The following is a 13,124-nucleotide window of genomic DNA, read 5'->3' as shown; positions in this document are numbered from 1 at the left end:
ACCGGTGTGCTGCGGACTGCGTCTTCGGCGAAGGGACCGTCAGGACTCGACCGGTTCCTTGACCGCCTTGGCCTTCGCCTTCGCGTTCTTGTGCGGCGCCAGCACCATGATCATGTTGCGGCCGTCCTGCTTCGGCGACGACTCCACGTAACCGAGCTCGGACACGTCGTCGGCGAGCTTCTGCAGCAGCCGGAAGCCGAGTTCGGGCCGCGACTGCTCACGCCCGCGGAACATGATGGTGACCTTCACCTTGTTCCCGGCGGAGAGGAAGCGGGACACGTGCCCCTTCTTCGTCTCGTAGTCGTGCTGGTCGATCTTGGGACGCAGCTTCTGCTCTTTGATGACGGTCAGATGCTGGTTGCGGCGCGAGTCGCGGGCCTTCTGCGCACTCTCGTACTTGAACTTGCCGAAGTCCATGAGCTTGCATACGGGCGGGCGCGCCTGTGGCGCGACCTCGACGAGGTCGAGATCCGCCTCCTGGGCGAGCCTGAGCGCATCCTCGATCCGGACGATACCGACCTGCTCACCGTTGGGTCCGACGAGCCGGACCTCGGGAACGCGGATGCGGTCGTTGATGCGTGTCTCGGAGCTGATGTGGCCTCCTTGGTCCGAGGATAATTACCTAGCCTGCTCGACCTGGTGCCCACATACCACGGGCCCCGTCACCGGCTCGTTCGCCGGCAATGCGGGGCCCTGTTCCGATCGCGTCCGCCGATGCGGACGCTTCGCCACCGAAGTGACGAGACCGGACCCGGCCGCCTGGTAGGGCAACGCGGGTGGGAGCGGGGCTCCACTTGCCGCCCCCGATCGCTCGGAGGCTGGTCGCACGTGGAAGGGTAACAGACGTGTCTTACAACGCTTCCTCCCAGCCCGAGAATTCCCCGGGCGTGCGCGAACTGGAGGACATCCCCAGCGTAGAGGTCATCAGCCGGGCGGCGGTCATGCTGATGTCGGCGGCCGCCGAGCGGCTCGGGCTCGCCGACCCCGACCCGGACTCGAGCCCGCACCGTGACCTCGACGAGGCGCGGCGCCTGATCACCGCGCTCGCCGGCCTGATCACCTCGTCGGCAGAGTACCTCGGCCTGCACGCCGCGCCCCTGCGCGACGGCCTGCAGTCGCTGCAGAAGGCCTTCCGCGAGGCCTCCGCCGTGCCCGACGCCCCTGGTCAGGGCCCCGGCGAGAAGTACACCGGCCCGGTCGCCTGAGCTCCCGCCGGCCCCGGCCTGCCCGGCGAGAAGTGCCCCGTGCGTGCAGAACCGGCGTGAGGGGCACCTGCGGGCGCCCCTCTCCCGGATCAGTCCAGCACCGCCAGCGCGTCGATCTCCACCAGGTGTCCGGCCGGCAGGCCGACGTAGACCGTGGTGCGCGCGGGGTAGGGCTCCTGCGCCAACTGGTTGTAGACCTCGTTGAACTCCGCGAAGTGGTCCGTGTCGGTCAGGTAGACCCGCACCATCACGACGTCGTCGAAGCTCGAACCCGCTGCCTCGAGCACCGCCGAGACGTTCGCGAACGCCTGCCGCGCCTGCTCGCCGACGGTGGCGCCCGCCTCCTTGCCCGTCTTCGGGTCGATCCCGACCTGCCCGGCGACCTGCAGGATGTTCCCCTTGCGCGACCCCGGCGAATACGCCGCCACGGGTTTCGGCGCGTTCTCGGTGCTGATCGCGACCTTCGCCATCGATACTCCCTCTCTCACGGTCCCGCCCATCCACTGTGGACGGAGGCTTTCCCTGCCGCCGCCTTGAGGTCCGGCAGCAGCGCCAGCAGGCCGTCGTAGTCGAGCAGCACCCTCGGTACCGACAGCGACACCGCGGCGAGCACCTCTCCCCCGGCGCCGCGGACCGGCGCGGCGACGCAGTGGATGAAGTCCTCGTGCTCGGCGTTGTCCACGGCATACCCCTGCTCGGCGACCCGCTCCAGCTCGGCCAGGTACGCCTGCGCGCTGGTGATCGTGTTCTCCGTCAGCGCGGGGTACTCGAGCGCGTGGGCGACCTCGGCCCGGCGGGCCGGGTCGAGCGCGGACACCAGCACCTTCCCGACGGCGGTGCAGTGCAGCGGGGCGCGTTTGCCGATCCGCGAGTACATCCGCACGCTGTGCCGGCCCTCGTACTTGTCGACGTAGACGACCTCGCCCTCCTCGTACGTCGCCAGGTGCACGGTGTGCCCGGTCCGGGCGTTCAGCTCCGCCAGCGCGGGTGCGGCGCTGCGGCGGACGTCCCTGTCCTCCAGGGCGCGGCTGGCCAGGTCGAACAGCGCACTGCCCAGCCGGTAGTGCCGCGGCCCCTCGCGCCGCACGAAGTGCTGGGCCTCCAGGGTGCGTAGCAGCCGCAGCACTGTCGACTTGTGCACGCCGAGCTCCTCGGCCAGCGCGTCGAGCGTGTCGGCACCCTCGGCGAGCGCGCCGAGCACGCTCAGCCCGCGATCAAGACTCTGGCTCACGAACACTCCCGTTGACCCGCACGAGGGGCGATGCTACATCTGCTGCACTCAACATGTGCAATGGATATTGCACATCATGCAATGGAGAACCGATGACCTCCTCCGACTGCTCGGTGAACCCGGGTGCGCTGGCGGCTCTTCGAGAGGAACCGCTCGACTGGCGGTTCAAGTCGATCCCCTCCGCGCTGTGGGGCCTCTCCCTCGCCGACGCCGCGGCTCAGCGGCTCAGCCTCTTCGACGACGGGTTCCTCGCGCCGCTCGTCGTGCTCGACGCGGACGCGCTGGAGCACAACCTCCGCACGATGGCCGCCTGGTGCGCCGAACACGGCGTCCGGCTCGCGCCACACGGCAAGACGACGATGGCACCGCAACTGTTCGCACGGCAGATCGAGCACGGCGCGTGGGGCATGACCGCCGCCAACGCCGGTCAGCTGCGGGTCTACCGGGCGTTCGGCGTCTCCCGGGTGCTGCTGGCGAACCAGCTCGTGGACCCGGCCGCGCTGCGGTGGCTGGCGGCCGAACTGGACGGTGACGACGGCTTTGAGTTCAGCTGCTGGGTCGACTCGGTCCGCTCGGCCGAGCTGATGACGGAAGCGCTGCAGGGCACGCGGCGGCAGGTGGACGTGCTCGTCGAACTGGGCGGCGAGGGCGGGCGCACCGGCGCCCGGGACGAGGCCACCGCGCTCGCGATCGCCGAAACGGTCCAGAGCAGTCCGGCGCTGCGGCTGACCGGGGTCGGCGGCTACGAGGGCGCGCTCGCGCACGACAGCTCCCCGCACTCGAAGGAGATCGTCAGCGGGTACCTGCGGCGGCTGCGGGAGTTGACGATCACCTTGGCGCAGCGGGGTTTCCTCGGCGGGCAGATCGTCGTCACCGCGGGTGGCAGCGCGTACTTCGACCTCGTCGCCGCCGAGCTGGCCGGCGGGTGGCCCGACGGGCTCGACGTGCTGCCGGTCCTGCGCAGCGGCGCCTACGTCACGCACGACGACGGCTTCTACCGGTCCATCTCGCCGCTCGGGCACCGGTTCCGCCCGGCGCTGCGAGCGTGGGCACAGGTCACCTCGAAGCCGGCCGACGAGCTGGCGCTGCTCACGATGGGCAAGCGCGACGCGTCGTTCGACGAAGGACTGCCCGAGCCGCAGCTGTTCCGGCGGGACGGGGTGACAGGGCAGCTCGCCGGGCACGAGGTCACCGCCATGAACGACCAGCACTCCTTCCTTTCCCTGCCACCGGGTTCGCCACTGCGGGTGGGCGACTGGGTGGGGCTCGGGCTGTCGCATCCGTGCACGGTGTTCGACAAGTGGCAGCTCATCCCGGTCGTCGACGGCGAGACCGTCGTCGACCTCGTCCGCACCTACTTCTAGGGATCGAAGTGGACACTGTCATCCGCGGGGCCCGGATCGCCTACGGCACGGGCGCCCCGCTGGTCCGCGCCGACGTGGGGATCCGCGAGGGGCGCGTCGGCGCGATCGGTGGTTCACTCACCGGCCGCCGCGTCGTCGATGCCGACGGTCTCGTGCTCGCCCTCGGCTTCATCGGCATGCACTCGCATTCGGACCTGCAGATCCTGGCCCGGCCTGATCATTTCGCGAAGGTCTCCCAGGGCGTCACGACGGAGGTCCTCGGCCAGGACGGCCTGTCCTACGCGCCCGTCGACGACGCGACGCTCGCGGCGCTGCGCCAGCAGCTCGCGGGCTGGAACGACGACCGGCCCGCCACGGAAGCCGAGCTGGACCGGATACGCGAGCTCGTCGCCACGGGTCTGCGCGAGGGCGCGGCCGGGATGTCGTCCGGGCTCACCTACACGCCGGGCATGTACGCCGACACCGACGAACTGGTCGCGTTGTGCGAGGTCGTCGGCGCGCTCGGCGGCTACTACAGCCCGCACCACCGCAGCTACGGCAAGGGCGCGCTGGCGGCGTTCGCGGAGATGGTCGACGTGTCCAGGCGCGCGGACTGCCCGTTGCACCTCGCGCATGCGACGATGAACTTCTCGGTGAACAAAGGGAAAGCGCCCGACCTGCTGCGTCTGCTCGACGAAGCGCTGGAGGGGCGCGGACATCACGCTCGACAGCTACCCCTACCTGCCGGGCGCCACCTACACCATCGCGACGTTCGCGGTCCGCGGCCGGGACTGGTGCGGTTGGGCGGAAACGTGCCCAGCGGCGTGTGGCCGCGGCATTTCACGCTCGACGCAGCGCAGCGCTGGATGTACGTGTCGAACCAGCGGTCCGGCACGGTGAACTGGCTGCCCCGTGATCCCGCGACCGGACGCCTCGGCGCCGTCGCGGGGTCACTCGCCGTTCCCTCTGTCGCCACTGTGTTGTTGTAGGGGTTGTTGCAGGGCAACGCGGCCGGCCCGGTCCCGGCCGCGTGCACGGACGGGTCACTGTTGCGGGTACCCCTGCGGCGGCTGCTGGTACTGCTGCTGCGGCGCCTGCTGCTGGTACTGCGGGGCCGCGACCTGCTGCGGCTGGGCGTGCTCGGCGCCCTCGGGCACGACGTACACGGCGGTGCCGTACGCGGCGATCTCGCTCGCGGTCTGGGCGATCTCGTTGCAGTCGAAGCGCAGGGCGAGGACCGCGTTCGCGCCGTGCCCCATGGCCTCCTGCGCCAGCCTGCCCAGCGCCTCGTACCGGGAGTCGGAGAGCAGTTTGGACAGACCCTTGAGCTCACCGCCCGCCATCGCCTTGAAGCCGGCACCCATGGTGGAGAACATGTTCCGGCTGCGCACCGTGAGGCCGAAGACCTCCCCGAACACGCGGACCACCTTGTAGCCTGGCAAATCGTTCATTGTGGACAGCATGATGGGGAACTGCTGCTGCGGATATCCCTGGGTCATGCGCGGAGCTTAGCTGTGAGAGGCGAGCGCCAGGTACCAAATCTCGGGTCTGCCCACCTCACCGTAGTGTGGTTCCCGTCTCGCCAGCCCGCTGTCGGCCAGGTACTCCAGGTACCGGCGCGCGGTCACCCGCGAGACGCCGGTCGCCTCCGCGGCGGCGCCCGCGGGGATGCCCTGGGGCGCGGCACGCAACGCCGCGACGACGGCCTCCAGTGTTTCGGCGCTCATCCCCTTCGGCAGCGGGCTGCGACCCGGCGAGCGCAACGTCGCCAGCGCGCGATCGACGTCGGTCTGGTCGGCCGCCTCGCCCGCGCTTTCGCGGAAGCGTGCGTAGGTCTCGAGTTTCTCGCGCAGCGACGCGAAGGTGAACGGCTTCAACAGGTACTGCACGACGCCGACGGACACCGCCGCTTTCACCACGGCCAGGTCCCGCGCGGACGTCACGGCGATGACGTCGGCCGCACTGCCGCTCGCACGCAAGGCACGGCAGACCGCGAGGCCATGCGTGTCGGGCAGGTAGAAGTCGAGCAGCACGAGGTCGACGCGGTGGCGTTCACAGAACCGCAGCGCGTCGGCGCCGGAGTGGACGACCCCGGCGACGGTGAACCCGGTGACCCGCTCGACGTACTGCCGGTGTGCCTCCGCCGCGACCGGGTCGTCCTCGACGACCAGCACCATGATCATCGGCCGGCACCCCGTCGCAGCGGCAGCCGGACGGTGAACACCGCGCCGCCGTCGTTGACGAGCGCGACCTCACCGTGGTGACGGCGGACGACCTGCCCGACCAGCGCCAGCCCGAGGCCGTGGCCCGCCGGGCCGTCCTGCGGTTTGGTCGACCAGCCACGCTGGAACACCGCGCTCCTCGCCGCGTCGGCGACCCCCTTGCCGCTGTCCGCGACGCGCAGCAGGAGGTGCTCGCCGTCGGCGCGCGCGGTCACGGTGACCCGAGGCCGCGCGCAGGCGGCGTTGTCGATGGCCGCGTCGATGGCGTTGTCGATCAGGTTGCCCAGCACGGTCACCAGGTCCCGCGGTTCGAGGTCGAGCTCGTCCAGCGCGGTGTCGTCGGTGAGCACCAGTTCCACGCCCCGTTCGTTCGCCTCCGCGGCCTTGCCGAGCAGCAGCGCGGCCAGGACCGGTTCGGTCACCGCCCCGACGACCCGGTCGGTCAGCCGCTGGGCGATCTCCAGCTCGGCCGTCGCGAACTCGACCGCTTCGGCCGCGCGGCCCAGCTCGACGAGCGACACCACGGTGTGCAGGCGGTTGGCGGCCTCGTGCGCCTGCGAGCGCAGGGACTCGGCGAGCCCGCGCGTGGTGTTCAGCTCGCCGGTCAGCAGCTGAAGATCGGTGTGGTCGCGCAGGGTCACGACGGCACCGCGCGCCCGCTGTCCCTCGCGGACCGGGGCGGTACTGACCACCAGCACCCGGGACTCGGTCACGTGGATCTCGTCGGTTCGCGGCTCACCGGCTTGGAACGTGGTGACCAGCGCGAACGGCAGGCCCAGCTCGCCGACGGCCTGGCCGGCGGCGTCGGCGGCGAGGCCGAGCAGTTCGCGGGCCCCGTCGTTGCACAGCACGACTCTGCTGTCCGCGTCGAGCAGCACCAGCCCTTCGCGGACCGCGTGCAGCGTCGCCTCGTAGTAGGCGAAGACGCTGCTGAGCTCGGCGGGCGCGAGGCCGCGTGTCTGGCGGTTGAGCCGGGCACCGACCACCACGCTGCCCGCGACCCCGACGACGAGCACGGCGGCCGCGACGGCCAGCAGCCGCACGATCCGCTGGGTCAGTTCGACCGAGATCGCGTCGACCTTGATGCCCACGGCGACGAGCGCGGCCACCCGGGTACCGTCGAAGACCGGGACGACGGCGCGCATCGACGGGCCGAGCGTGCCGGTGTAGGTCTCGGTGAAGACGTGCCCGGCGCGGGCCTGGTCGATGTTGCCGAGGAACTTCTGCCCGATCAGCGCCGGGTTCGGGTGGCTGAAACGGATGCCCTCGGGGTTCATGATCGTGACGAAGTCGACGCCGGTGTCCGCCAGAACCCGGTCCGCGTAGGGCTGCAACTGCCCGCTCGGGTCCGGTGTGGACAGTGCATTGAGCACCGTGGGTGTGTCGGCGATGGTGCGGGAGACCGCGACCACCTCCTCCGCGGCCCGGTCGTCGGCCGCGTTCGAGGCGTCGAGCCATGACAGCCCGGTGCCCGCGGCGACCAGTGCGGCGAACCCCGCCACCTGCACCAGCAGCAGCTGCCGGGCCAGGCTCCAGCGCCGGTTTCTCATCCTCCGACGATAAGAGGACCGCGCTCGCGCGCCCGCGCCGGGCTTCCCCGGCGCACCCGGCCACGCGTGCCGCTGGGCAAGGCTTTCGCGAACTCAATGAACACAACGGTGACCGCTGCCGGGGTGAGCCGCATAGTCACCTGCTGAGCCGCGCCGGGAAGGCGCGCCCGTCCCCATTGGAGGCAAGGGTGCCGACAACGCGCTCCGACGACGCCGCACCACAGCGGCGCGACCGGATGCACTACCTGTATCTCGCGGTCGTGGCCGCGGTGGCGGCCGGCATCATCGTCGGGTTCGTCGCCCCGGGGTTCGCCAAGGGCCTCGCGCCGCTGGGCACCGGGTTCGTCAACCTCATCAAGATGATGATCTCCCCCATCATCTTCTGCACCATCGTGCTCGGCATCGGGTCGGTCGCGAAGGCCGCCAAGGTCGGCAAGGTCGGCCTGATGGCCATCGGGTACTTCCTGGTCATGTCCACGGTCGCGCTGATCATCGGGCTCGTCGTGGGCAACCTGCTGCACCCGGGCTCCGGGCTGCACCTCAACCCGGCCGACGCCGTCAAGGCCCATCAGCAGGCCACCGGCGGTGAGGGCAGCACGGACTTCCTGCTCGGGATCATCCCGACGTCGCTGGTCTCGGCGTTCACCGAGGGCTCGGTGCTGCAGACGCTGCTGGTCGCGCTGCTGACCGGGTTCGCGCTGCAGAAGCTGGGGCCCGCGGGGCAGCCGATCCTGCGCGGGATCGAGTACGTCCAGAAGCTCGTGTTCCGGATCCTGTCGGTGATCATGTGGGCGGCGCCGATCGGCGCGTTCGGCGCGATCGCGGCCGTGGTCGGCAGCACCGGCTGGGCGGCACTGCGCAGCCTGCTCGTGGTGATGGTCGGGTTCTACGTGACCTGCCTGGTGTTCGTGTTCGTCGTGCTCGGCGCGATCCTGTGGTTCGGCGCACGGATCAGCGTGTTCAGCCTGCTGCGGTACCTGGCCCGGGAGTTCCTGCTGATCGTCTCGACCTCGTCGTCGGAGTCAGCGCTGCCCCGGCTGATCGCGAAGATGCAGCACCTCGGCGTGAGCCGCTCGGTCGCGGGCATCACGGTGCCGACCGGGTACTCGTTCAACCTCGACGGCACCGCGATCTACCTGACCATGGCGACACTGTTCATCGCCTCGGCGCAGGGCAGCCCGCTCTCGGTCGGCGAGCAGATCTCGCTGCTGGTGTTCATGATCATCGCGTCGAAGGGCGCGGCCGGGGTCAGCGGCGCCGGTATCGCGACCCTGGCAGGCGGACTGCAGTCGCACCGGCCGGACCTGGTCGGCGGCGTCGGGTTCATCCTCGGCATCGACCGGTTCATGTCCGAGGCCCGTGCGGTGACCAACTTCGCGGGGAACGCGGTCGCGACCGTCCTGATCGGGTCGTGGATGAAGGAGTTCGACCGGGGACGGGCGGCGGAGGTGCTGTCCGGGCGCGAGCCGTTCAACGAGACGACGCTGCTGGACGACGAGCAGACCCCTTCGGACATTTCGAGCCCCAAGACCGAGGCGCTCGTCTGAGGCTCATGCCAGGCGCGCCCGCAACCCGGTGTGGCCACGGCGCATCATGAGCGCGTGGTTGACCAGGAACAGCGGGCGCGCCACCGGCGCGAGGCGGCGCAGGAGCGGTTTGGTGGCAACGACCTGCTGGGTGATCTCGAGGGTGGTGCCCGCCTGGTGCGGGGTGACGGCGGCGGCGAGTGAGCCTTCGAGGTCGCCTTCGAGGCACACCTTCAGCAGGCCCCTCGACTCGTCCTGCTCCGCGCGCCGCATCCGGACGATCAGCCGGTAGGGCAGGCTCGCGCGACAGACGAGCTCGGCGGTGTCGTCGTCGATCTTGCGCACCGAGCGGACGTCCGGCCACCAGCGCGGGTAGTTCTCCAGGTCGACGACGGTGTCGAAGACCACGCGCCCCGGCGCGGGGATGAACCAGGTGTCCCGGAAGAGGTAGTCGTTGAGGCGCACGGGGCCAGTATGCGTGATCATGGCCGTCAGTAGCCTCCGCTGTCCGAAGAGGACGGTGCGGTCGTGGTGGCCTTGCCACCGTCGGGCCGGACTGCGAACCAGGAGCCACCGTCGCCCTGGCCGGCGGTCACACCCGGGATGGTGTCCTTGCGGCAGTGGTAGAGGGGCCAGCCACCGAGGGTGATCTGCTGGCTGCCGTCCGCGCGGGTGGTCGTGGCGATGAGGTGCTGGTCGAGGCCCTGGATGGTGATCGTGCCGGTGGTGGCCAGGACGGGCGACCAGTCGGCGGCGCACTGGTCATAGCAGTGCGAGACCGGCGGACGGGCGGTGTCCTCGTCGAAGCGGTAGAGCGTGTGCCCGCCGGCGTCGGTGACGATGGTGCCTAGGTTCGGGGTGGCCGCCGCGTTGAGGTCGCCGGGCTGCGGCGCGGGTTGCGTGCCGGTGCCGCAGGCGGTACCGGCCAGGAGGAGCAGCCCGAACAGCACCGCGACCGGACGGCGGACCATGGGCACCTCCTGCCTTCGCCCGGAACCACGTGTGTGCGGCGGTTCCGGTTCAGGTGAGTTCGGGGTGCTCCCGAGTGGCCGGAGTGAGCGGGGTCGGTCGGTGGCGGTGCGCCGGGTCGCGAAGGGCGCGGAGCCGGAGTCCGCCCCGGCTCGCCGGGGTAGGCGAGCCGGGGTACCCGCCCGGGCCTGTCAGGCCGGGGTCAGGACCGACCGGAGGAACTGGCCCGTGTGGCTCTCCTCGATCTCGGCCACCTGCTCCGGGCTGCCTTCGGCCACGATGACACCGCCGCCGGAACCGCCCTCCGGGCCCATGTCGACGATCCAGTCCGAGGTCTTGATGACATCGAGGTTGTGCTCGATCACGATCACCGTGTTGCCCTTGTCGACCAGGCCGTTGATCACCCCGAGCAGCTTCCTGATGTCCTCGAAGTGCAGACCGGTCGTCGGCTCGTCGAGGACGTACACCGTCTTGCCCGTGGACCGCTTCTGCAGCTCGCTGGCGAGCTTCACCCGCTGCGCCTCACCACCGGAGAGTGTCGGCGCGGGCTGGCCGAGGCGGACGTAGCCGAGACCGACGTCCACCAGCGTCTGCAGGTGCCGGTGGATCGCCTTGATCGGCTCGAAGAACTCCGCGGCCTCCTCGATCGGCATGTCGAGCACGTCCGACACCGTCTTGCCCTTGTAGTGCACCTCGAGCGTCTCGCGGTTGTACCGGGCGCCCTTGCACACCTCGCACGGGACGTAGACGTCCGGCAGGAAGTTCATCTCGATCTTGATCGTGCCGTCGCCCGCGCACGCCTCGCAGCGCCCGCCCTTGACGTTGAACGAGAACCGGCCGGGCTGGTAGCCGCGGACCTTCGCCTCGGTGGTGGCCGCGAACAGCTTGCGGATGTGGTCCCACACCCCGGTGTACGTCGCCGCGTTGGAGCGCGGGGTGCGGCCGATCGGGGACTGGTCCACCCGCACGAGCTTGTCCACCAGGTCCAGCCCGCGCACCCGGGTGTGCCGCCCCGGCACCTGGCGGGCGCCGTTGAGCTTGTTCGCCAGCACCGTCGCGAGGATGTCGTTCACCAGCGTCGACTTGCCCGAGCCGGACACGCCCGTGACCGACACCAGGCAGCCCAGCGGGAACGACACGTCGACACCGCGCAGGTTGTGCTCGCGCGCGCCCACGACCGTCAGCTGCCGTTTGCGGTCCACCGGCCGCCGGATCTCCGGCACCGGGATGACCCGCCGCCCGGACAGGTACTGCCCGGTCAGCGACTCCTTGCTGCGCAACAGCTTCTTGTACGGTCCACTGTGGACGACCTCGCCACCGTGCTCGCCCGCGCCGGGGCCGATGTCGACGACCCAGTCACTCGACCGGATGGTGTCCTCGTCGTGCTCGACCACGATGAGCGTGTTGCCGAGGTCCCGCAGCCGGGTCAGGGTCTCGATCAGGCGGTGGTTGTCACGCTGGTGTAGCCCGATCGACGGCTCGTCGAGCACGTAGAGCACGCCCACCAGACCGGAGCCGATCTGCGTGGCGAGCCGGATGCGCTGTGCCTCGCCACCGGACAGCGTGCCCGCCGCCCGGTCGAGCGAGAGGTAGTTGAGCCCGACGTCGAGCAGGAAGCGCAGCCGGGCCTGGATCTCCTTGAGGACCGCGCCCGCGATCATCTTCTGCCGCTGGCCCAGCTTCAGCCCGTCGAGGAACGCCGAAGCCTCCTCGATCGAGAGCGCGCACACCTCGGCGATCGAACGGTCGCCGTAGTCGACGTGCTCGAGGGTGACCGCGAGGATCTCCGGCTTGAGCCGGGTGCCCTGGCACGCAGGGCACGGCACCTCGCGCATGTAGCCCTCGTAGCGCTCGCGCATGTACTCCGACTCGGTCTGGTCGAGCCGGCGCTCGAGGAACGGGATCACGCCCTCGAAGTTCGCGTAGTACGAGCGCTGGCGGCCGTACCGGTTGCGGTAGCGGACGTGCACCTGCTCGTTGACGCCGTGCAGCACCGCCTTCTGCACCTTCGCGGGCAGCTTGCGCCACGGCGTGTCCATCCGGAACCCGATGGTCTCCGACAACGACTCCAGCAGCCGCAGGAAGTAATCGGCGCTCTGCCCGCCCGCCCACGGCGCGATCGCGCCCTCGCCGAGGGACAGCTCGTCGTCCGGCACCACCAGCTCCGGGTCGACCTCCTTGCGGATGCCGATGCCGGTGCACTCGGGGCAGGCGCCGTAGGGCGAGTTGAACGAGAACGAGCGGGGCTCGAGATCCTCGATCGCGAGCGGGTGGCCGTTCGGGCAGGCCAGGTTCTCGGAGAAGCCGCGAATGCGGTGGGCGTCGTGCTCCGGCAGGTCCACGAACTCCAGCTCGACCAGGCCGTCGGCCAGCCGCAGCGCGGTCTCGACCGAGTCGGTGAGCCGCTGCTTGGACGAGGACTTGACGGAGAGCCGGTCCACCACGACGCCGATGTGGTGCTTCTCCTGCTTCTTGAGCTTCGGGGGGTCGGTCAGCTGGTATACCTCCCCGTCGACGCGGGCCCGCGAGTAGCCCTGCTGCTGCAGGTTCGCGAACAGGTCGAGGTACTCCCCCTTGCGGCCGCGCACCACCGGCGCGAGCACCTGGAACCGGGTGCCGGGCTCCATCTCGAGCACCTGGTCGACGATCTGCTGCGGGGTCTGCTTGCTGATCAGCTCACCGCACTGCGGGCAGTGCGCCTTGCCCGCGCGGGCGTAGAGCAGCCGCAGGTAGTCGTAGACCTCGGTGATCGTGCCCACGGTGGACCGCGGGTTGCGCGAGGTGGACTTCTGGTCGATGGAGACCGCGGGCGAGAGGCCTTCGATGAAGTCGACGTCGGGCTTGTCCATCTGCCCCAGGAACTGCCGGGCGTACGCCGACAGCGACTCGACGTAGCGGCGCTGCCCCTCGGCGAAGATCGTGTCGAAGGCCAGGCTCGACTTGCCCGAGCCGGACAGGCCGGTGAAGACGATCAGGCTGTCCCTGGGCAGGTCGATATCGACGCCACGGAGATTGTGCTCGCGCGCGCCGCGAACAACGAGGCGATCAGCCACGCCAAGGTCCCTTCGCTGGAAAATG

The 13,124-nt window shown here is 70.3% G+C and carries 13 protein-coding genes and 1 pseudogene; 5 read left to right on the top strand and 9 right to left on the bottom strand.

The window, feature by feature from the left end:
- Nucleotides 1-39: 39 nt before the first annotated feature.
- On the bottom strand, nucleotides 40-594 hold the full coding sequence (gene infC / locus LWP59_RS11880) for a translation initiation factor IF-3 (RefSeq protein WP_144646258.1): 555 nt from the start codon (nucleotides 592-594) through the stop codon (nucleotides 40-42).
- A 251-nt stretch (nucleotides 595-845) separates the two neighbouring features.
- Here infC and LWP59_RS11875 point away from each other — a divergent pair, with 251 nt between their 5' ends.
- Nucleotides 846-1,205, top strand: a complete 360-nt coding sequence (locus LWP59_RS11875; RefSeq protein WP_144646256.1) for a DUF1844 domain-containing protein — start codon at nucleotides 846-848, stop codon at nucleotides 1,203-1,205.
- A gap of 89 nt (nucleotides 1,206-1,294) precedes the next feature.
- On the opposite strand, the gene LWP59_RS11870 is transcribed toward LWP59_RS11875, so the two are convergent.
- Nucleotides 1,295-1,675: a RidA family protein gene (locus tag LWP59_RS11870; protein ID WP_144646254.1), complete on the bottom strand. Its 381-nt coding sequence runs from the start codon at nucleotides 1,673-1,675 to the stop codon at nucleotides 1,295-1,297.
- 14 nt (nucleotides 1,676-1,689) lie between these two features.
- Nucleotides 1,690-2,436, bottom strand: coding sequence for an IclR family transcriptional regulator (locus LWP59_RS11865; RefSeq protein ID WP_144646252.1), 747 nt, complete (start codon nucleotides 2,434-2,436; stop codon nucleotides 1,690-1,692).
- Between the two features lie 92 nt (nucleotides 2,437-2,528).
- Here LWP59_RS11865 and LWP59_RS11860 point away from each other — a divergent pair, with 92 nt between their 5' ends.
- The 3 genes and pseudogenes from LWP59_RS11860 (at nucleotide 2,529) to LWP59_RS11850 (ending at nucleotide 4,768) form a co-directional block, all read left to right on the top strand.
- Complete coding sequence (locus LWP59_RS11860; RefSeq protein ID WP_191334874.1) at nucleotides 2,529-3,800, top strand: amino acid deaminase; 1,272 nt, start codon at nucleotides 2,529-2,531, stop codon at nucleotides 3,798-3,800.
- Nucleotides 3,801-3,808: 8 nt separating this feature from the next.
- Nucleotides 3,809-4,547, top strand: a pseudogene (locus LWP59_RS11855) (amidohydrolase family protein); the annotation flags it as partial.
- Nucleotides 4,548-4,573: 26 nt separating this feature from the next.
- Nucleotides 4,574-4,768: a beta-propeller fold lactonase family protein gene (locus LWP59_RS11850; RefSeq protein ID WP_229858345.1), complete on the top strand. Its 195-nt coding sequence runs from the start codon at nucleotides 4,574-4,576 to the stop codon at nucleotides 4,766-4,768.
- A 54-nt stretch (nucleotides 4,769-4,822) separates the two neighbouring features.
- On the opposite strand, the gene LWP59_RS11845 is transcribed toward LWP59_RS11850, so the two are convergent.
- Genes LWP59_RS11845 through LWP59_RS11835 form a run of 3 tightly spaced genes read right to left on the bottom strand, consistent with a single transcriptional unit; the run spans nucleotide 4,823 to nucleotide 7,551 of the window.
- Nucleotides 4,823-5,278: a YbjQ family protein gene (locus LWP59_RS11845; RefSeq protein ID WP_144643300.1), complete on the bottom strand. Its 456-nt coding sequence runs from the start codon at nucleotides 5,276-5,278 to the stop codon at nucleotides 4,823-4,825.
- Between the two features lie 9 nt (nucleotides 5,279-5,287).
- Complete coding sequence (locus tag LWP59_RS11840; RefSeq protein ID WP_144643299.1) at nucleotides 5,288-5,962, bottom strand: response regulator; 675 nt, start codon at nucleotides 5,960-5,962, stop codon at nucleotides 5,288-5,290.
- Nucleotides 5,959-7,551, bottom strand: coding sequence for a sensor histidine kinase (locus LWP59_RS11835; RefSeq protein ID WP_144643298.1), 1,593 nt, complete (start codon nucleotides 7,549-7,551; stop codon nucleotides 5,959-5,961). Before LWP59_RS11835 ends, LWP59_RS11840 begins: the two co-directional genes overlap by 4 nt.
- A gap of 236 nt (nucleotides 7,552-7,787) precedes the next feature.
- Here LWP59_RS11835 and LWP59_RS11830 point away from each other — a divergent pair, with 236 nt between their 5' ends.
- Complete coding sequence (locus tag LWP59_RS11830; protein WP_144643303.1) at nucleotides 7,788-9,098, top strand: cation:dicarboxylate symporter family transporter; 1,311 nt, start codon at nucleotides 7,788-7,790, stop codon at nucleotides 9,096-9,098.
- Nucleotides 9,099-9,101: 3 nt separating this feature from the next.
- On the opposite strand, the gene LWP59_RS11825 is transcribed toward LWP59_RS11830, so the two are convergent.
- The 3 genes from LWP59_RS11825 to uvrA all read right to left on the bottom strand — a co-directional run bounded on the left by LWP59_RS11825 (nucleotide 9,102) and on the right by uvrA (nucleotide 13,099).
- On the bottom strand, nucleotides 9,102-9,542 hold the full coding sequence (locus tag LWP59_RS11825) for an SRPBCC family protein (RefSeq protein ID WP_229858342.1): 441 nt from the start codon (nucleotides 9,540-9,542) through the stop codon (nucleotides 9,102-9,104).
- Between the two features lie 26 nt (nucleotides 9,543-9,568).
- Complete coding sequence (locus LWP59_RS11820; RefSeq protein ID WP_144643296.1) at nucleotides 9,569-10,048, bottom strand: hypothetical protein; 480 nt, start codon at nucleotides 10,046-10,048, stop codon at nucleotides 9,569-9,571.
- Between the two features lie 189 nt (nucleotides 10,049-10,237).
- Complete coding sequence (gene uvrA / locus LWP59_RS11815; RefSeq protein ID WP_144643295.1) at nucleotides 10,238-13,099, bottom strand: excinuclease ABC subunit UvrA; 2,862 nt, start codon at nucleotides 13,097-13,099, stop codon at nucleotides 10,238-10,240.
- Between the last annotated feature and the right edge of the window lie 25 nt (nucleotides 13,100-13,124).

This window comes from Amycolatopsis acidiphila, assembly GCF_021391495.1.
In the GTDB taxonomy this organism is placed as follows: domain Bacteria; phylum Actinomycetota; class Actinomycetes; order Mycobacteriales; family Pseudonocardiaceae; genus Amycolatopsis_E; species Amycolatopsis_E acidiphila.
This window is presented reverse-complemented; position numbering and strand designations above follow the sequence as displayed.